We start from the raw sequence: 18,629 nt of genomic DNA, 5'->3' as shown, positions 1-18,629 counted from the left end.
ATTGCTCAAGCGCGGGCATCGGCTGCGTCGTCCAGCTCGGAGCGGGATGCCGTCCGGGCCATCTCCAGGCGGTCGCGCCCGCGTTGCTTGGCCTGGTAGAGCAGCTTGTCCACCGCATTGAGGAAGTCCAGCGCCCGGTCCTGCGCGCCCGGCACGATGGTGCTCACCCCCAGGCTGATGGTGAGCATGGGCGACACGCTGGAGCGTTCATGGGGGATGCGCTGCTGGCGCACCTGCTGGCGGCAGCGCTCGGCGATGTGCCGGGCCGCGGCCTCATCGGTCTCCGGCAGGACCAGCACGAACTCCTCGCCGCCGAAGCGTCCGACGAAGTCCCGGGGCCGGCTGGCCGCACGGCTCAGGGCCTGACCGACGTGCTTCAGGCAGTCGTCACCCTGAATGTGACCGTAATGATCGTTGTACTGCTTGAAGTGATCGATATCGAGGAGGATCAGCGACAGCGGCTGGCGGGTGCGCTGGGCATTGGCCCACTCCGAAGCCAGCACCGTGTCGAACATGCGCCGGTTGGCCACGCCCGTCAGGCCGTCCTTGTAGGAGTACTCCTCCAGCTGCTTCTGCAGGGTCAGCAGCTGCTCCTCGGTCTTCTTGCGTTCGCTGATGTCGAACATGAAGCCGATCAGCGACTCCACCTCGCCATTGTCGTCACGCACCACATGCACCACGTCGCGGATCCACACGTAGTCGCCAGCGGCGGTCAGCGCCCGGTAGTCGGCCTCGTGGTCGACACCGTTCTGCGACTGCGAGATGCACAGCTCGACCACCTTCTCGCGGTCTTCCGGGTGCATGCGCGTGGCCCAGTCCTCGGCGCTGACCCAACTGGCCTGCGCCCAGCCGAGCAGACTCTCGATCTGCGGGCCGATATAGGCGAACGTCATGGTCTTCCAGTCGATCTTCCAGGGAATCGCCTGGGTGGACTCCAGCAGGGTCTTGTACACCGCCTGATCAGTTGTCTCGCTCATGCCTGCCACCTCCGCCGCGTCTGCGCTTGGTTATAACGCAAAAGCAGGCGGCCCAGGTGACAGACTGGCGAAAGGCGATCAGGACTCGCTGGCTTTCAGGCCCGCGTACAGGCGGGTCAGCTCGTTGAGCTGGCGGAACAGCGAGTCGGTGCTGACGGTGATCACGGTCGGCACGAAGTCCTGCGAGGCGTGCAGATCGATGCCCTTGAGGGTGAAACCCCAGTGGGCACGGGCGCGACGCTGGGCGGCGGCGATCTCTTCATTGGGCGTGCCGGCGGCTTCCAGCTCCTTGAGGATGGTCTCGAAGTCGCTCACGGACTTGTCCAGCTTGGCATCGAGGTCCGGCATCTGCACACGCCAGGACTTGGCCATGTAGAGCATGGCGATGCGCTGGGTCTGCACCCGCGCCCAGCCGCTGCGGTTGACCGTCGCGCCCATCGCGCCGACGTGCTTGGCCATCAGATCGGTCACGGTCTGGGTCTGCTGCAGCAGCTGCTCGCTGGCCGCCAGCACCTGCACGGCCTGGGCCTGGTCCGGCGTGGCCTCGACTTGCTGGCGATAGGTCGACCAGGTCGCACCGACCTGGGCCAGGGCGGCCTTGATCTCGGCGTTGGGCGCGTATTCCGAGAGGGCCCTGTGGCTGGCTTCGAAACGCTGGATGGTTTCCTGCAGCTGGCGCTGCGCGGTGTCCACGCGCACATCGGCGCCGAGCATCAGGTAGTCCTTGGCCATGCGCTGGCCGAGCGAACGCTGCAGGCCGGCCATGTTCATGGCCTCGGAATCGGTGAGCTGCGCCAGGCTGGGCATGCTGACCAGCGTGGTGCAGGCCAGCAGGATGAATGTCAGGTACTTCTTCAACACGTCGGTACTCCAATTCGAGAACAAGGCAATGCACCGCGGGCGACTGCCTGCGGTAACGGGTTGAACCCTTGAATGCGGGGTTTTTATTGGAATGCGAGGGGGCAGGGATGCCGGGCGCGTGACCCGGATGCCGAAAAAAAGGCGCCGATCATAGCTGGTAAAACGCCATCATTCTGTGCGACCAGTCATGAAGCGGACCGACGGTCGCATTTTTCGGCAGGAATTCTGGCCGATCGGACAAAAAACTCCGCCGCCGCCCGGACAGGCGCGACGGCAGGTCGTAAAAAAGCCGCCAGTCGCCAGAAAACGGGGGGAGGACGACTGACGGCCGAGGAATCTCAGGAGAGCAGGCTGACCACGCTGGAGCGGCTGATGTTGGCCTGCGCCACCACGGTCTGGGTCACGGCCGCGTAGCTGCTGGGGCTGCGGCTCATCAGGTTGAACACCTCACCGGCGAAATCGCGCGCCCACTCGCGCTCGTTCTGCTCGGCGTGACGCGCCAGGAATTCGCGGATTTCCTCCTGGCGATGACTGAGCTGTTCGCGCAGCGAGCCGATCCTGTCCAGCGCCTCGACCACTTCGTCCAGCGCCCGGCGCAGCTCGCGGGTACCGTCCAGGCGCGCGGCGTCGGGCAGGCGCAGCAGTTGCTCATCGTGACTGGGCAAGGCCGTCGCGGTCTTGGCCGCGAGCTTGCCCTCGCCCTGCACGCGCAGCTCGCCCTTGAGCTGCTGCCATTCGCTTTCCCGCGCGCTGAAGCGCAGTGCGCCACCGCTGTCGAGCTCGGCACGAATGCCCGCCGGGCCGAGGCCGACATTGAAACGGCGCAGGATCTGCTGCTCGCTCAGGCCCTCGTCGAGCACCACGGCCAGGGGTTCGGCCAGCTTGCGTCCGGCGCTGAACAGCAGGGTTTCCCGGCCGGCCTGTTGCACCGCCGCGACGGAGTCCAGCCCCTGCAGGGTGAAGCGGCTGCGTACCGGCTCGTTGAGGCGCAGCTTGAAGCTGGCATCCAGCGCCTCGCCGGAGCGCTGGCCGCGCTCGGCCAGCAACGTGCGCACCTGCTCCAGTTCGCGTTTGAGGGCTTCGCGCTCTCCCGCCTGGGCATTGCCGATCTCGCGGCTGAGGCTGAGCTTGAGCTGGCCGAGGCGCCCGGCCAGCTCGCCCAGGTAGCTGTCGGCCGCCTGCATCGAGGTGAGCTGCTGGTTGAGCTGCAGGTTGAAGCTGGTGCTCTTGCCACGCGGCGTGGCCGCAGGCTCGGCAGCCGGCGCCGCCTTGCGCGTGCGCAGCGCGGTCTGTTCGCCCTGCACCGGGCGACGCGCCTGTGGATCGAGCGCCGTGACGACCGGGAGCTGCTTATCGACCTTGATCACCGGCGCGGCTCCTTACAGCAGGCTGAACAACGACATTTCGTTGATCTTCAGGTAGGTCTTCTGGGTCGCGCCCAGCGCCAGCTGGTAGTTGTTCAGGTCGATGGTGGCGCCGGCATAGTCGAGCTGCGACAGCTCGCCCTCGATCTTCTGGTTGACCAGCGAGACGTCCTCGTTGCTGTCGGCCAGCAGGGTCAGGGCATTCTGCCGGCCACCCAGGTCGGTGATCGAACCCAGTACCCGGCCATGCGCATCGTCCAGTGCCGCCATGGTATCGACGATCTGCTGGCGCACGGCCGGGTCGGTGGCATCCAGCGCCGGGTCCTGCAGGGTGTTGATCAGGCCGCGCAGCTCGTTGAGCATGCCCACGCCCGTGCCGTACACGCTGGCAGCGGTGACGTTCTCGTCGACCAGCACGCCGTTGGCCACGGCTGCCTGGCGGTGCTTGTCGTTGCCGGTGAGGCTGTAGGTCTGGGTCGCGGCATCGAAGGTCAGCGCCTGGGTGTCGCTGAGGGTGCCGGAGAACAGGTAGCGGCCCTCCTCGTCACGCACGTTGGCGAAGCTGACGATGGTGTCCTCGATGATCGACAGCTCGCCGGCCATGGCCGCCAGGTCTTCGCTGGTGTTGGAGCCGTTGGCGGCCCACAGCAGCAGGTCGCGCACGTTGAGCATGGCGTCGGAGGTGGACTTGAGGTTGGCCTCCTGGGTCGACAGGCTGCCGGACACGTTGGCGATGTTCTTGCGAAACTGCTCCAGGCTCGCCTCTTCACGCTCCACGCGCAGCACCCGCACGCTGGCGATGGGGTCGTCGGACGGCAGCAGGATGCGCTTGCCGGTGGCCATCTGCTGCATCAACTTGCCCAACTCGGCGGAACTGACGTTCATCGAGTTGTGCATCATCGAGGTGATCTGCGAGTTGGTGATGCGCATCATCAGCGGGTCTCTCCAGAAAGCGCGTCAGAACGCGGAAAGCATGTCGTCGAACAACTGGTTGGCCGTGCTGATCACCTTCATGTTGGCCTGGTAGGCCTGCTGATAGGTCATCAGGTTGACCGCCTCCTCATCCAGGCTCACCGCGCTGACACTGTCGCGCTGGGCCTGGGCCTGCTGGGTCACGGCGGTGGCGGACTTGAGGTCGGCCTGGTTCTGCCGGCTGTCGCTGGCGACCTGGCCAAGCAGGCCGGCATAGGCGTCGTTGAGGGTGACCTGGCTGCCGTTCAGCGTGATGGTCTGGTTCTTCAGGCCGAGCAGGTCGAGCAGTACCTCGTTGTTGCCCGTCTCCCCCGCCGTCGAGGAAAACGCCAGTTGCTCGGCCGTCAGCGGCTCGATGCGCAGCAGCGCGGTGGTGCTGGCCGGGTCGTAGACGAACAGCGGCTGGCCCGGATTGCCATCGAGATCGAAGCCGGTGGCGAGCACATCGTTGACCATCTGCGCCAGCTGGCTGGCCATGTCGTGCAGGGCGTCGAGGTTCGGCCGCAGGCTGTCGTACTCGACGTCATGGAGACCGCCGAACGCGCCGCCGAAACCATCCTGGCGCAGCGGGAAGCTGGTACCGGCGAAGGCCAGGCTGACCTCCTGCTCGCCGGTCGCGGTCATCGCCACGGCGAGCTGGCCGGCGGTCGGCCCGGCCACCAGCGGCTGACCGTTGGCCAGGGCAACGCTGAGCGAGCCGTCCGGCACCTCGTGGATGCGCAGCTTGGCGAACTGGCTGAGCTGCCCCACCAGGCTCTCGCGGTGGTCGCGCAGCGCCGTGCTGTCACCCTTGACCGACTCGGTCTCGACGATCTTCTTGTTGAGCAGGGCGATGTTCTCGGTGAGGCCGTTGATCTCGGTGGCCATGGCCGTGCGTTGTTCCTGCAGCGCCTTGACCTGGGCGTCGATGTTGCTGCTCAGGCCGTTGAAGCGCTGGGACAGGTTGCTGGCCTCGCTGATGATCTGCTGGCGCAGGGCGATGGAGCCGGGCGTGGCACTGGCTTCGCTGAGCGCGGCGAAGAACTGGTCGAGGCCGGCGCTGATGCTCGACCCCGTGCCGGACATCAGTGTCTCCAGCGCGGTCAGGTACTGTTGCGATGCGCCGTAGAAGTTCTCTTCGGTGGTCGCGCGCCACAGTTGCTGGTTGTGAAAGTCGTTGGTCATGCGGCGGATGCTGATCACCTCGACACCGCCACCGACGCTCAGGCCACCCTGCCCGGCCAGCGAACCGGTGACGGTCTGCAGGCGGCTGAAGCCCGGCGTGTTGACGTTGGCGATGTTCTGCCCGGTGCTGGCCAGGGCCACCTGGCTGGCACGCACGCCACTGTAGGCGATCTGGTTGAGGATGCTCATGGCTTAGGACTCCTGACGCTCGAAGCGCATCGGCTGAGCGAAGGCCGCCAGACGCGGCGCACGGGCGTCGTCGGCAGCGCGTTGGGCTGTTACCGAAGACAGGGCGACGGAATCGGCGGCGGACTTAAATTCATCGCGCGCCAGCACCTGCTTGCCGGCGACGGCGCCCAGCAGCAGGCCGCTGTCGGCGCTCAGGGCACTGGCCAGCTGCTGGCGGGTCTGGGGGCTGAGCGAGGTCTGCTGCGCGGCCTCCTGCAGCGGCGCCTCGCGGCTGGCCAGGTCGCCGAGGATCCTGCGCGTGTAGTCGCGGGTTTCCTGATAGGGAATGCGCTCGATCCAGGCGCCGGTACTGATCTCGCCGCTGCGCGGATCGCCGTTGACCTTGAGCCATTCGTCGACCCGCCCCGGCCCGGCGTTGTAGGCCGCCAGCGCCAGCGCCTGATGGCCATCGTAGCGTTGCAGCATCTTGTCCAGGTAGGCACTGCCGAGGCGTCTATTGTAGTCGGCGTCACTGGTCAGGCGTGCTTCGCTGAACGGCAGGCCGAGTTCGGCGGCCACCTCGCGCGCGGTCTCCGGCATCAGCTGCATCAGGCCGCGCGCGCCCTTCGGCGACACGGCGTCGACGCGCCCGGCGGACTCCTGCTGGATGACCCGCTCGACCAGGGCGACGAAACCCGCCGAGCCCTTGTCCCAGACCTTGCCGAGGTTATCGACGCCGCGCTGCCAGGTTGCCCGCAGCGGCTCCAGCAGGCTGCTGCCGGTGCGCGCCGGCAGTTCGGCGGAGCGTGCGGCCAGCGCGGCGCCCTGCAGGTCTGGCGCGCTGCCGTTACCCGAGAGCTGCTTGACCAGCATGTCGGCGATGCCGGTCTGCTTGCGGCCGGCCAGAGTCTCGGCCAGCACCTCGTCGTAGAAGTCGCGCATGGTGTCCATCTCGCGACTGCGCATCGGATTGCCTTCGGCCAGCACGTCGCTGGCCTTGCGCATCTGCTTGAGGATCTGCTGCAGGAACAGCGCCTCGAACTGCTCGGCCGCCGCCTGCAGCTGCTGTTCGCGGGCCGTGCCGATGCCATCGGCGCTGCCGCGGTGGCTGTTCATGTGTTGCGCGAGGGAAACGATGCTCATGGTTCAGATCACGATCAGTTCGGCATTGAGGGCACCGGCCTGCTCCAGCGCCTGGAGGATGCTCATGACGTCGTCCGGGGTGGCGCCGAGGCTGTTCACGGTGTTGATGATGCTGTCCAGGCTGGCGCCTTCCGGCCACTTGAACATGGCATTCTTGTCCTGGCTGACGGCCACGTCGGAGCGCGGCACCACGGCGGTCTGACCGCCGGAGAAGGCATTCGGCTGGCTAACCTGAGGGTTCTCGCTGATGGTCACGGTGAGGGTGCCGTGGGCCACCGCCGCCGCCTTGACCCGCACGCCCTGGCCCACCACCACGGTGCCGGTACGACTGTTGAACACCACCTTCGGCCGCTCGCGCCCCTCCTCGACCTCCAGGCCTTCGAGCATGGCCATGAAGCCGATGCGCTGGGTGCTGGTGACTGGCGCGCGAATGGAGATCTTGGTGGAGTCCAGCGCACTGGCGGTGCCGCTGCCGAAGCGCCCGTTGACCGCCTCGACCACCTTGGCGGCGGTCTGGAAGCTGGGCTGGCGCAGGTTCAGCATGACCTCTTCACGGGTGCTGAAATCGCTGGGAATGAGGCGTTCGACCGTCGCGCCATTGGGCACCCGGCCGCTGTTGGCCGAGTTGATCGCCACGCTGGAACCGCTCTGTCCGGTGGCGTTGAGGCCGCCGACGACGATGGCGCCCTGGGCCAGGGCGTAGATCTCGCCGTCGACGCCATGCAGCGGGGTCATCAGCAACTGGCCGCCACGCAGGCTCTTGGCGTCGCCCAGCGAGGCGACGGTGACGTCGACGCTCTGCCCCGGACTGTAGGACGGCGGTATCTCCGCCGTGACGGTGACGGCGGCGACGTTCTTCAGCTTCGGGTCGACGTTCGGCGGCAGGTTGATGCCGAACTGCTTGATCATGTTGGTCACCGACTGGCTGGTGAACTTGACCTGGTTCTTGTCACCGGTGCCGTCGAGGCCGACCACCAGGCCGTAGCCGATCAGTTGGTTGCCCCGGATACCCTCGATGTCCACCAGGTCCATCAGCGGTACGGCGCGGGTCGACAGCGGCCAGGTCAGGAGCAGGGCGACGCAGATGCGATAGAGCATGACCGGGCCTCAGAGGGGGAACAGCGGGTGGGTGAAGAAGCGCGTCAGCCAGCCGGCCGAGTTGCTGTCGTTGAGCACGCCACGGCCGGCGTAGGAGATGCGGGCGTTGGCCACGTTCTGCGACGACACCTGATTGGCGCGGTTGATGTCGTCGGTGCGCACCAGGCCGACCAGACGGATGTACTCGTCGCCCTGGTTCAGGCGCAGGGCCTTCTCGCCCTTGATCAGCAGGGTGCCGTTGGGCAGCACCTGATGCACCGTCACCGCGATGGAGCCGCGCAGGGTGTTCTGCTGCGAGCTCTTGGCCGAGCCCTCGAAGTCGCGCTTGGCCTCGGCGGAGCTTTCCAGGCGGTCGTAGGTCTTGCCGAGCACGGTGGGTACGCCGATGGCCGCGCTGGAGTTCTTGCCGAAGCTGGTGCCGGCGCTCTTGCTCGACTGGGTGGACTCGTCGAGCACCACGGTGAGAATGTCGCCGACCCGCACCGCGCGCTTGTCGCCGGTCAGCGAGCCGCTGTAGCCGCTGCGAAACAGCCCGCCGCTGGTGGTCGGCGGCTGGCTGTAGTCCATCGCCAGTGGCTGGTACTGGCTGGAGTCTTCGTCGGGGAGCATCTCGTTGAAGCTGGCGCAGCCGCCGAGCAGCGACAGCAGAACCAGCGAAAGCAAGCGCATCATGGCGATCACACAGTCTGGTTGAGGAACTGCTGCATGCCGGAGGCGGCGTCGAGCACCTTGGCGTTGGCCTCGTAGGCGCGCTGGATGGAGATCATGTTGACCATGGCCTCGACCACCTGCACGTTGGAGCCTTCCAGCACGCCCTGCTTGAGGTTGCCCAGGCCTTCCTCGCCCGGCACGCCTTCCACCGGCTCGCCGCTGGCCACGGTCTCGCGGTAGAGGTTGCCGCCAAGGGCTTCCAGGCCGCCCGGATTGGTGAAGTTGACCAGGGTGATCTGGCCCAGCTCGGACGGCAGGGTGTCGCCGGCCAGCACGGCGGTGACGATGCCGTCGCTGCCCACGGTGAAGCGGCTGCTGCCGGCTGGCACCTCGATGTTCGGCGTCAGCGGCAGGCCCTGGGAGTTGACGATCATGCCTTCGGCATTGAGCTGCATCTGGCCGTTCTCGGTGTAGTAGATGTCGCCGTTGGGCGCTTCCACCTGGAAGAAGCCCGCGCCGATGATCGCCAGGTCCATGGGCTGGCCGGTGGTCTGGATGCTGCCCTCGGTGAACACCTTCTGCGTGCCAGCCACGCGCACGCCGCTGCCGAGCTGGATGCCGGAGGGTACGGTGTTGACCTCATCGGCCTGCGCACCCGGCTGCAGTTCGATGGCGTAGAACAGGTCCTCGAACACCACGCGGTCGCTCTTGAAACCGTTGGTGTTGACGTTGGCCAGGTTGTTGGCCACGGCGCTCATGGCCTTGTCCTGGGCGGCCAGGCCGGTCTTGCTGACCCAAAGTGCGGAACTCATGTCGTGTCTCCTCTGTAGCCCGGATGCGCTCCGGGGACGTACTCCCGGATCGCATCCGGGCTACCTGTGTCGTTGCCGACCTCTGCCGCTCAAGGGAGAGGGGAGGCAGCCTCATCAGCTGCCGCGGATCATCCGGTTGCCGGCCTCGGAGAGGTCCTCGGCGGCCTTCATCATCTTCACCTGGGTCTCGAACAGGCGGTTGAGGCTCATGGTCGCCACCAGCTGGTCGATGGCGCCGACGTTGCTCGCCTCCAGGTACCCGGCAGCCAGCACCGGCGCCTCCATGGCCTCGGCCGGCTGGCCGTCGTTGCGCAGCAGCAGGCCGCTGGCGTCCTTGCTCAGGTCGGCGGCGTCGACATCGACCACGCGGATGCGGTCGACCTCGGCGGTGACGAAATCACCTCGCGGGATCACCGACACCGTGCCGTCGCGACCGATGTGCAGGCTGTCGTACTCGGGCAGCACGATGGGGCCGCCCTCGCCCAGCACGGCACGCCCGTTCAGGGTCAGGCGCAGCTCGGCATCGACCTGCAGCGCGCCGTTGCGGGTGTAGCGCTCGGCACCGCCGTCGCCTTCGACGGCGAACAGGCCGCGACCCTGGATCGCCACGTCGAGGTCACGACCGGTGGCCATCAGCTCGCCGGGCGCCAGGTTGACGCCGTTGTTCTTGACCCGCGCCAGGTGCCGGCTGTCATAGCCGTAGCCTTCCACGGCAACGGCCTGGGCCTGTTCGAGGTCGGCGCGGAAGCCAGGGGTGTTGACGTTGGCCAGGTTGTTGGCGCGCACCGTGAGCGAGCTCATGGTGCGGCTGGCGGCGGTCATTGCGGTGTAGCCGAGACGGTCCATGGGTCAGCCTCAGATCGCGCCGAACAGCACTTGGGTGAGTTCCTTGTTGGTGGTCAGCACCTTGGTGTTGGCCTGGTAGTTGCGCTGGCCCTCCATCAGGCCCACCAGCTGCTGGGTCAGGTCGACGTTGGAGTTCTCCAGGGAACCGGCGGCCAGTTCGCCGAAGGGGCCGACACCCGGCACGCCGATCAGCGCGGCGCCGGACTCGGCGGTCTCCACCCAGGCGGTGCCGCTGATGTTCTTCAGGCCGCCGGTGTTGGCGAAGGTGGCCAGCGCCACCTGGCCCTGCAGCATGCGCTGGCCGTTGCTGTAGTTGGCGTAGACCATGCCGTCCTTCTCCACCGACAGGCCGGTCTGCTCGCCCGCCGCATAACCGCTGGCGCGGTTGGTGGTGACGACGAAGTCGGAGCCGTACTGGCTGGAGTTGCTGTAGTCGATGGCGATGGCCATGGGGTCGACGCCCGGTAGCGGGAAGCCGACGTTGACCGGGCCGGCCGGTGCGGCGAGCGTGCCGTTGGTGCCGAAGTTCAGCGCCTGCGGGCCACCGACGGCGGCGCCATCGGCGTAGTAGTAGGCCTCCCAGTCATTGGCGGCGGTCTTGACGAAATACTGGGTCAGGGTGTGTTCCTTGCCCTGGGAGTCGAACACCTTGGTGGTGTAGGTGGAGTTGTAGGTGTTCACGTCCGCCACGTCGAAGGGCGCGGTGGCCGGGACCGCCTCGTTGGAGTCCAGGTTCATGACGAACGCCAGGGTGTCGGTGGCGCGAGCCGGCAGGTTGGCGTTCTGCAGTTGCAGGTCGCCCATGGCCCCGACCAGCAGGTTGCCGGCGGCATCCACCGGGTAGCCCTGCAGAGTCTGCCCGGCGGCATTGACGATGAAGTTGTTCTTGTCGGCGCCGAACACGCCGGCGCGGGTATAGCTCAGGTCGCCATTGGTATCGCGGGTGACGAAGAAGCCGCCGCCGGAGATGGCCAGGTCCAGGCTGCGCCCGGTGGTCACCAGGGAACCGCCCTGGCTGATGCTCTGCGTGGTGGCCAGCACTTCCACGCCCATCGCCTGGCTGTCGGCGTAGATGCTGCCGAACTCGGTGCGCGACGATTTGAAGCCGGTGGTGCCGGCGTTGGCGATGTTGTGGCTGATGGTGTTGAGCTGTTCGTTGACGGCGCTGAGGCCGGTCATGGCGATGTTGAAACTCATGGCGACAGGACCCTTGAAGGAAGCGGATGAGAGGGATCAGAGCAGACCGGCGGTCTGCGTCTGGCCGAATTCGGTGATGTTGTAGAAGGGCACGGAGCCGACGCCAATGACGTCCAGTACCGGGCCTTCGGCGCTGACGCGCACCTGGGTGACACGCCCGGCCACCTCGACCTTGGGGTACTCGCCACTGTCGCTGTTGACCTCGACCTGGTAGCGCCCCGGTGCCAGGCCGAGTGCCTGCGGGTCCAGCGCGAAGGGCACGCGACCCGGCGCCTGGGAGCCGAGGTCGATGTCCTTCTTCACGCCGTTGCTGTCGGTCAGCGTCAGGGTCAGCTTGCCGGCGGCATGCTCCAGGTTGATCTCGCCGTTGATGGCGTCCTCGCCCAGCTCCAGCTGCTCGGTCGCCACCTTCACTTCCTGGCCGACCAGGCCCGCGGCGGTGAGGGTCTGCAGGTTGTCCAGCAGGACCAGGTTGCTCTTGCTCAGCGAGGCCATGTTTTCCAGGCTCTTGACCTGGCTCATGGCGGCGAACTGGTTGAGGAACTCGGTGCTGTCCACCGGCTTGGTCGGGTCCTGGTTCTGGATCTGCGCGACCATCAGGGTGAGGAAGTTGTTCTCCAGCTGCGCCGCGTCGCTGACGTTGACCGCCTGCTTCACCGCCTCGTCGATGCCATAGGCGGTGCTGTTCTGCTTGTCGTTGCTGACCACGGCCATCAGGATTCTCCGAGCTTGAGCAGGCCCTGCTGCATGCTCTTCAGGCGGTTGAGGACTTCGACACTGGTCTCGAAGCTGCGGGTGGCCGACATCATGTCGGTCATCTCTTCGATCTGGTCGATGTCGGCGTAGAACACGTAGCCCTGGTCATCGGCCAGCGGGTTGTCCGGTTCGTAGCGGCGCACCGGCTCGCGCCCGGCCGTGACCACGTCGAGCACCTGCACATGGGCGCCGCCCATGCCCACGCTGCGGGTCATCTGGTCGTTGTTGTAGACGGCGGCGAACACCGGCTTGCGCGCCTGGTACACGTCGTCGGCGCTGGCCGCCGCCGAGTCGGCGTTGGCCAGGTTGCTGGCCACGGTGTTGAGGCGCACGGTCTGCGCGTTCATCGACGAGCCGGCGATGCGGTAGATGGAATCGAAAGCCATGGTCAGCGTCCCTCGATGGCCTGCTTCAGGCCGCGGAATTTCATGCTGAGAAAGGTCAGGCTGGTCTGGAAGTCCATGCTGTTCTTGGAGAACGCGGCCTGTTCCACACTCAGCTCGACGCTGTTGCCGTCCTGCGACGGCTGGGTCGGCACGCGGTACTTGAGGTCGGCGCTGCTGGCCGCGAAGGCCTGCTGCGGGTCGAGGCGCTGCATCTCACCGGCGAAGTCGATGTCACGGGCGAGGAAGCCCGGCGTGTCTTCGTTGGCCAGGTTGGCGGCGAGAATCTCGCTGCGTTGCATGCGCAGCTCGATCGCCCGCGAATGCAGCCCCACCACGTCATCAATCCGTATACTCATTCACCGCTACCCTTAACCCAAGGTTGTGCCGAGATGCCTTGAGCACAAAGCGTGCCCAACCCCATGAAGAGCTGCAGCACATTGATTTATCAGGACTTTTCAAGATCGATCGGGCGCCTTGGCGTCGCCCTCTTTCCGCATCGGCGCGGCGCCGAGAGGAAAAGCGGAAAGGCTTTTTCCGCCTGCGCGTCGCTGCTTTTCCTCCTCGCGCTGGGGCCACTCGCGACCATGGCCGCTGCGGATGAGGCGGCCGTCCAGATCGATCAGGCGATCGCCGCGCACATGCAGCAGCGGCTCGCCGAGGAGGCCAGGCGCCAGGCCTGGCACGGGCAACGCCACAGCCTCGACATCAGCCTGCTGGGCAATGCCGAACGCTTGCCGGCCTGCACCCAGGCGTTGCAACTGAGCGCCAGCAGCGACGACCCTTCACCGCTGTCACGCCAGCGTCTGCAACTGAGCTGCGCGGATACCCCCGGCTGGACGCTCACTGCCCTGGTTCAGGCCAGCGTGTTCCTGCCGACCGTGCATGCGGCACGGGTGATCGAGCGCGGCCAGACCATCACCCGCGATCACCTGCAGTTGCAGGAAGTGAACATCGGCAAGGCGTCGCGCGGTTTCTACGACGACGTCGACGAGGTCGTCGGCCAGGGCGCCAAGCGGCGCATCCGCGCCGGCCAGCTGATCGCACCGAACCTGCTCAGCGCGCCGCTGCTGGTGCGTCGTGGCCAGCAGGTGAGCATCGTCGCCAGCCAGGACGGCATCTCCGCCTCGGCCACCGGCGAGGCCCTGGCCAACGGCCGCGAGGGCGAGGTGATCCGCGTGCGCAACCTCGGCAGCCAGAAGGTGATCGAGGCCCAGGTGGTGGAAGAAGGCGTGGTCACCAGCACCTTCAGGTAGCGCGGCGACAAGCCCCAGGCGACAAGTCGAAAGCAGCTCGCGAACGGCTGCGGGGTGGATCAGCCGCCTGGCGTGCCGTGCTGAAATGCCTGCTGCGGCGCAACGCCTCCCAACGGCAACCGCGACCAGGCGCTGGCTTCTACTTGCCGCTTGAAGCAGGCGGCTCGCAGCTCATGTCCAGCCTTCCAGGCGCATGGTCGCGCGCACCAGGCGCTGCTCCTCCTGCTCGATGTCGCGCAGGTTGTCGCGGATGCTGTTGATATGGTCGCGTGCGGCACGCTGGGCCTGCTCCGGCAGGCGCTCGAGCACCGCGTGGTAGAGACGTGCGTGCTGCCGGTCGATCTGCCGCTTCTGCGCCGGCCGGTGATACAGGTTGTTCACCGAGGCGAACACGGTGCTGAGCATCAGGTCGGTGAGCGATTGCAGGGTGTGCACCAGCACCGGGTTGTGCGAGGCCTCGCAGATCGCCAGGTGGAAGGCATGGTCGAGACGCGCATGCTCGCGCGGGTCGACCGGGTTTTCCTGGGTATGCGCGGCGAGCATCTCCTCGTAGCGCCGGGTCAGCAGGACGAAGTCCGCCTCGGTGCCACGCAGCGCCGCCAGCCGCGCCGACTCCCCTTCGAGCAGGCCGCGCACCTCAAGCAGGTCGTAGAGCGTGCGCGGCTGCGAATTGAACAGGTGCATCAGCGGGCTGGCATCGCGCTCGCCACTGAGCTTGGCCACACGCGAATCTCGCCCCTGGGCGGTCTCGATGATGCCGCGCCCGCGCAACACCTTGAGCCCCTCGCGCAGCGCCGAGCGGGAGATGCCCAGTTTCTCGCACAGGCGCCGCTCCGACGGCAGCGGCTGCCCCACCTTGAGCACGCCATCGACGATCAGGCGCTCGATGCGCTCGGCCACCACGTCACTCACCTGCCGTCGTGCAGCGTTCAGATTCGCGTCCATTTCGTCCTCATCACAACTGGTCGTACCAGTTTTACAGCGCAGTCCGATCCACCCCGGATCGGCCAGCATGGCGCTAGAGAATAAGCGCTTTAGCCATGTTGGTGTGAAAGCCTGGAGAAAGAAACTGGTCCGACCAGCATGAAAGACGGTGGACTGGCAAGCGAACGCAAGCTGAATATGCGGCCCATGGTCGCAGCATGACCGCCCATAAAAACAACGTTCCCGATTGAGCCTGCCATGAGCATTCTGTACGACGAGCGCGTCGACGGCGCGCTGCCCAAGGTCGACAAGGCCGCCCTGCTGGCGGAATTGCAGCAGCGTCTGCCCGACCTCGACATCCTCCATACCCGCGAGGACCTCAAGCCTTACGAGTGCGATGGCCTGTCCGCCTATCGCACCACCCCCATGCTGGTGGTGTTGCCCGAGCGCATCGAGCAGGTGCAGCAGTTGCTGCAGCTGTGCTACGCCCGCAACGTCCCGGTGGTCGCCCGTGGTGCCGGCACCGGCCTGTCCGGCGGCGCCCTGCCACTGGAGCAGGGCATCCTGCTGGTGATGGCGCGCTTCAACCAGATTCTCGAGATCAACCGCGAAGGTCGCTTCGCCCGTGTGCAACCGGGCGTACGCAACCTGGCGATCTCGCAGGCGGCGGCGCCGTTCGACCTCTACTACGCCCCGGACCCCTCCTCGCAGATCGCCTGCTCCATCGGTGGCAACGTCGCCGAGAACGCCGGTGGCGTGCACTGCCTGAAATACGGCCTGACCGTGCACAACCTGCTCAAGGTGGAAATCCTCACCGTCGAAGGCGAGTTCATGATCCTCGGCAGCGATGCCCTGGACGCGCCCGGCTTCGACCTGCTGGCACTGTTCACCGGCTCCGAGGGCATGCTCGGCATCGTCACCGAGGTGACCGTCAAGCTGCTGCCGAAACCGCAGGTGGCCAAGGTGCTGCTGGCGGCCTTCGACTCGGTGGAAAAGGCCGGCCGCGCCGTGGGCGACATCATCGCCGCCGGCATCATCCCCGGCGGCCTGGAGATGATGGACAACCTGGCCATCCGCGCTGCGGAAGATTTCATCCACGCCGGCTACCCGGTAGACGCCGAAGCCATCCTGCTGTGCGAGCTCGACGGCGTCGAGGCCGACGTGGCCGACGACTGCGAGCGCGTCGGCGAGATGCTGCAGAAGGCCGGCGCCACCGAAGTACGCCTGGCCCGCGACGAAGCCGAGCGCGTGAAGTTCTGGGCCGGACGCAAGAACGCCTTCCCGGCGGTCGGGCGCATCTCGCCGGACTACTACTGCATGGACGGCACCATCCCGCGCCGCGAACTGCCCGGGGTCCTGCGCGGCATCGCCGAACTCTCCGAGGAGTACGGCCTGCGCGTGGCCAACGTGTTCCATGCCGGCGACGGCAACATGCACCCGCTGATCCTCTTCGATGCCAACGTGCCCGGCGAGCTGGAACGGGCCGAGGCCGTCGGCGGCAAGATCCTCGAACTGTGCGTCAAGGTCGGCGGCAACATCACCGGCGAACACGGCGTCGGGCGCGAGAAGATCAACCAGATGTGCGCGCAGTTCAACAGCGACGAGATCACCCTGTTCCACGCCGTGAAGGCCGCGTTCGACCCGGCAGGCCTGCTCAATCCGGGCAAGAACATCCCTACCCTGCACCGCTGCGCCGAGTTCGGCTCCATGCACGTGCACCACGGCCAACTGCCCTTCCCGGAACTGGAGCGCTTCTGATGTCGCATGATTTCGATGCCAGCGCCGCGTTGCTGGAACAGGTCAACCACGCACTCAACAGTGCCACGCCGCTGCGCATCCAGGGCAGCGGCAGCAAGGCCCATCTGGGCCGGGCTACCACCGGCGAGGTGCTCGACACCCGCACCCACCGGGGCATCGTCAGCTACGACCCGACCGAGCTGGTGCTGACCGCCCGTGCCGGCACCCCCTTGAGCGAGATCGAGGCGGCGCTGGACGCCAACCAGCAGATGCTGCCGTGCGAACCGCCGCACCTGGGCAACGGCGCCACCCTCGGCGGCATGGTCGCCAGCGGCCTGTCCGGCCCGCGCCGGCCCTGGGCCGGCTCGGTGCGCGACCAGGTGCTGGGCACCCGCGTGATCACCGGTCAGGGCAAGCTGCTGCGTTTCGGTGGCGAGGTGATGAAGAACGTCGCCGGCTACGACCTGTCGCGCCTGCTGGCCGGCAGCTTCGGCTGCCTCGGCCTGCTCGCCGAAGTGTCGCTCAAGGTACTGCCCAAGCCGCGTCAGGTACTCAGCCTGCGCCTCGAGGTGGACGCCCGGCACGCGCTGAACAAGCTCGCCGAGTGGGGCCAGCAGCCGCTGCCGATCAGTGCCGCCAGCCACGACGGCCAGGCCCTGCACCTGCGCCTGGAAGGCGGTGAGGGTTCGGTCCAGGCCGCACGCCAGCGCCTGGGTGGCGACGAGATCGACAGTGCCTACTGGCTGGACCTGCGCGAACAGCGCCTGCCGTTCTTCGCCGGTACGGGTGCGCTGTGGCGCCTGTCGCTGCCGACCAACAGCGGCCTGCTCGACCTGCCCGGCCAGCAGCTGATCGACTGGGGCGGCGCACAGCGCTGGCTCAAGTCCGATGCCAGCGGCGAGCTGATCCAGCGCACGCTGGCCCAGGCCGGCGGCCATGCCACCTGCTTCGTCGCCGGTCAGGAGCAGCCCTTCCAGCCGCTGGCGGCCCCGCTGCTGCGCTACCAGCGCCAGCTCAAGAACCAGCTCGACCCCCAGGGCATCTTCAACCCTGGCCGCATGTACGCCGAGGTATAAGACGTGCAGACAAACCTGAGTGAACAAGCCAAGCGTCTGCCGCGCGCCGAAGAGGCCGAGCGCATCCTGCGTTCCTGCGTGCACTGCGGCTTCTGCAATGCCACCTGCCCGACCTACCAGCTGCTCGGCGACGAGCTGGACGGCCCGCGCGGACGTATCTACCTGATCAAGCAGATGCTCGAAGGCGGCGAAGTCACCGCCAAGACCCAGGAGCACCTGGACCGCTGCCTGACCTGCCGCAACTGCGAAACCACCTGCCCATCCGGCGTGCAGTACCACAACCTGCTCGACATCGGTCGCGAAGTCGCCGAGCAGCAGGTGCCGCGCCCGCTCAACCAGCAGCTGCTGCGCCAGGGCCTGCGCACCGTGGTGCCCCGCCCGGCGCTGTTCAAGGCCCTGACCCAGACCGGCCTGGCCCTGCGCCCGCTGCTGCCGGCGGCGCTCAAGGCCAAGCTGCCGCGTGAAGTGCGCCCGGCCAAGCCGCGCCCGAGCGAGCGCCACACGCGCCGCGTGCTGATGCTCGAAGGCTGCGTGCAGCCGGGGCTGTCGCCCAATACCAATGCCGCCACCGCACGCGTGCTGGACCGTCTCGGCATCAGCGTCACGCCGATCCGCGAGGCCGGCTGCTGCGGCGCCGTCGACTACCACCTCAATGCCCAGGAAGCGGGCCTTAACCGCGCCCGGCAGAACATCGATGCCTGGTGGCCGACGATCGAGGCCGGCGCCGAAGCCATCGTGCAGACCGCCAGCGGCTGCGGCGCCTTCGTCAAGGACTACGGCCACCTGCTCGCCGGCGACCCGGCCTACGCGGCCAAGGCGGCGCGGGTCAGCGCCCTGGCCAAGGACCTGGTCGAGGTGCTGCAGGGCGAAGCCCTGGAGCAGTTGCAGGTCCGCGCCGAACAGCGCCTGGCCTTCCATTGCCCCTGCACCCTGCAGCATGCGCAGAAGCTCGGCGGCGCAGTGGAGGCGGTGCTCGGCCGCCTGGGCTTCGGCCTCACCGCGGTGCCCGACGGGCACCTGTGCTGCGGCTCGGCCGGCACCTATTCGCTGACCCAGCCGGAGCTGTCGCGCCAGCTGCGCGACAACAAGCTCAATGCCCTGGAGAGCGGCAAGCCGGACGCCATCGTCACCGCCAACATCGGTTGCCAGACCCACCTGGACGGCGCCGGACGCACGCCGGTGCGGCACTGGATCGAGATCGTCGAAGAAGCGATGGGCTGACCATCACAGCAAACGTAGCCCGG

19 protein-coding genes are annotated in these 18,629 nt (G+C 67.1%); 4 read left to right on the top strand and 15 right to left on the bottom strand.

The features are described 5' to 3' along the window. Positions 1-5: 5 nt before the first annotated feature. From EPK82_RS18335 to flgB, 14 genes are all read right to left on the bottom strand, one after another. Entirely contained in the window at positions 6-977 is a 972-nt protein-coding gene (locus EPK82_RS18335) for a GGDEF domain-containing protein (protein ID WP_037056818.1), read from the bottom strand. A gap of 78 nt (positions 978-1,055) precedes the next feature. Then, positions 1,056-1,838 carry a type IV pili methyl-accepting chemotaxis transducer N-terminal domain-containing protein gene (locus tag EPK82_RS18330; protein WP_134677592.1) on the bottom strand — a complete coding sequence of 261 codons (783 nt, stop codon included), beginning with the start codon at positions 1,836-1,838 and terminating at the stop codon, positions 1,056-1,058. A gap of 338 nt (positions 1,839-2,176) precedes the next feature. Then, complete coding sequence (locus tag EPK82_RS18325) at positions 2,177-3,202, bottom strand: hypothetical protein (RefSeq protein ID WP_167494377.1); 1,026 nt, start codon at positions 3,200-3,202, stop codon at positions 2,177-2,179. Positions 3,203-3,217: 15 nt separating this feature from the next. Beyond that, positions 3,218-4,132, bottom strand: a complete 915-nt coding sequence (gene flgL / locus EPK82_RS18320) for a flagellar hook-associated protein FlgL (protein WP_167494376.1) — start codon at positions 4,130-4,132, stop codon at positions 3,218-3,220. A gap of 27 nt (positions 4,133-4,159) precedes the next feature. After that, positions 4,160-5,527, bottom strand: a complete 1,368-nt coding sequence (gene flgK, locus EPK82_RS18315) for a flagellar hook-associated protein FlgK (protein WP_134677589.1) — start codon at positions 5,525-5,527, stop codon at positions 4,160-4,162. Positions 5,528-5,530: 3 nt separating this feature from the next. Next, the gene (locus tag EPK82_RS18310; RefSeq protein ID WP_134677588.1) at positions 5,531-6,649 is read right to left on the bottom strand and encodes a lytic transglycosylase domain-containing protein; all 1,119 of its coding nucleotides are present in this window, start codon (positions 6,647-6,649) and stop codon (positions 5,531-5,533) included. A gap of 3 nt (positions 6,650-6,652) precedes the next feature. After that, positions 6,653-7,747 (bottom strand): flagellar basal body P-ring protein FlgI, encoded by a 1,095-nt coding sequence (locus EPK82_RS18305; RefSeq protein ID WP_037057087.1) that lies wholly within the window; start codon positions 7,745-7,747, stop codon positions 6,653-6,655. A gap of 9 nt (positions 7,748-7,756) precedes the next feature. Beyond that, a complete protein-coding gene (gene flgH, locus EPK82_RS18300; RefSeq protein WP_134677587.1) occupies positions 7,757-8,419 on the bottom strand; it encodes a flagellar basal body L-ring protein FlgH in 663 nt (220 codons plus the stop codon). A 5-nt stretch (positions 8,420-8,424) separates the two neighbouring features. After that, positions 8,425-9,210: a flagellar basal-body rod protein FlgG gene (gene flgG / locus EPK82_RS18295; RefSeq protein ID WP_134677586.1), complete on the bottom strand. Its 786-nt coding sequence runs from the start codon at positions 9,208-9,210 to the stop codon at positions 8,425-8,427. Positions 9,211-9,324: 114 nt separating this feature from the next. Next, a complete protein-coding gene (locus EPK82_RS18290) occupies positions 9,325-10,056 on the bottom strand; it encodes a flagellar basal body rod protein FlgF (protein ID WP_134677585.1) in 732 nt (243 codons plus the stop codon). Between the two features lie 9 nt (positions 10,057-10,065). After that, positions 10,066-11,253: a flagellar hook protein FlgE gene (gene flgE / locus EPK82_RS18285; protein ID WP_134677584.1), complete on the bottom strand. Its 1,188-nt coding sequence runs from the start codon at positions 11,251-11,253 to the stop codon at positions 10,066-10,068. A 36-nt stretch (positions 11,254-11,289) separates the two neighbouring features. Further along, on the bottom strand, positions 11,290-11,967 hold the full coding sequence (gene flgD / locus EPK82_RS18280; RefSeq protein WP_047588786.1) for a flagellar hook assembly protein FlgD: 678 nt from the start codon (positions 11,965-11,967) through the stop codon (positions 11,290-11,292). Continuing rightward, positions 11,967-12,395, bottom strand: a complete 429-nt coding sequence (flgC, locus tag EPK82_RS18275; protein ID WP_037057098.1) for a flagellar basal body rod protein FlgC — start codon at positions 12,393-12,395, stop codon at positions 11,967-11,969. The genes flgD and flgC overlap by 1 nt, the downstream gene beginning before the upstream one ends. A gap of 2 nt (positions 12,396-12,397) precedes the next feature. Beyond that, positions 12,398-12,751: a flagellar basal body rod protein FlgB gene (flgB, locus tag EPK82_RS18270; protein ID WP_037057100.1), complete on the bottom strand. Its 354-nt coding sequence runs from the start codon at positions 12,749-12,751 to the stop codon at positions 12,398-12,400. A gap of 228 nt (positions 12,752-12,979) precedes the next feature. Here flgB and flgA point away from each other — a divergent pair, with 228 nt between their 5' ends. Further along, a complete protein-coding gene (flgA, locus tag EPK82_RS18265) occupies positions 12,980-13,648 on the top strand; it encodes a flagellar basal body P-ring formation chaperone FlgA (protein ID WP_244230022.1) in 669 nt (222 codons plus the stop codon). Positions 13,649-13,819: 171 nt separating this feature from the next. On the opposite strand, the gene glcC is transcribed toward flgA, so the two are convergent. Beyond that, positions 13,820-14,593 carry a transcriptional regulator GlcC gene (gene glcC, locus EPK82_RS18260; protein ID WP_037057102.1) on the bottom strand — a complete coding sequence of 258 codons (774 nt, stop codon included), beginning with the start codon at positions 14,591-14,593 and terminating at the stop codon, positions 13,820-13,822. A gap of 237 nt (positions 14,594-14,830) precedes the next feature. Between glcC and glcD the strand changes: the two genes are divergently transcribed. Genes glcD through glcF form a run of 3 tightly spaced genes read left to right on the top strand, consistent with a single transcriptional unit; the run spans position 14,831 to position 18,606 of the window. After that, positions 14,831-16,330, top strand: coding sequence for a glycolate oxidase subunit GlcD (gene glcD / locus EPK82_RS18255; RefSeq protein WP_134677583.1), 1,500 nt, complete (start codon positions 14,831-14,833; stop codon positions 16,328-16,330). After that, positions 16,330-17,385 carry a glycolate oxidase subunit GlcE gene (gene glcE, locus EPK82_RS18250; protein ID WP_134677582.1) on the top strand — a complete coding sequence of 352 codons (1,056 nt, stop codon included), beginning with the start codon at positions 16,330-16,332 and terminating at the stop codon, positions 17,383-17,385. Before glcD ends, glcE begins: the two co-directional genes overlap by 1 nt. Positions 17,386-17,388: 3 nt before the next feature. Continuing rightward, the gene (glcF, locus tag EPK82_RS18245) at positions 17,389-18,606 is read left to right on the top strand and encodes a glycolate oxidase subunit GlcF (protein ID WP_037057106.1); all 1,218 of its coding nucleotides are present in this window, start codon (positions 17,389-17,391) and stop codon (positions 18,604-18,606) included. Positions 18,607-18,629 lie beyond the last annotated feature (23 nt).

It is taken from the genome of Ectopseudomonas khazarica (genome assembly GCF_004521985.1).
Classification (GTDB): Bacteria; Pseudomonadota; Gammaproteobacteria; order Pseudomonadales; family Pseudomonadaceae; genus Aquipseudomonas; species Aquipseudomonas khazarica.
This window is presented reverse-complemented; position numbering and strand designations above follow the sequence as displayed.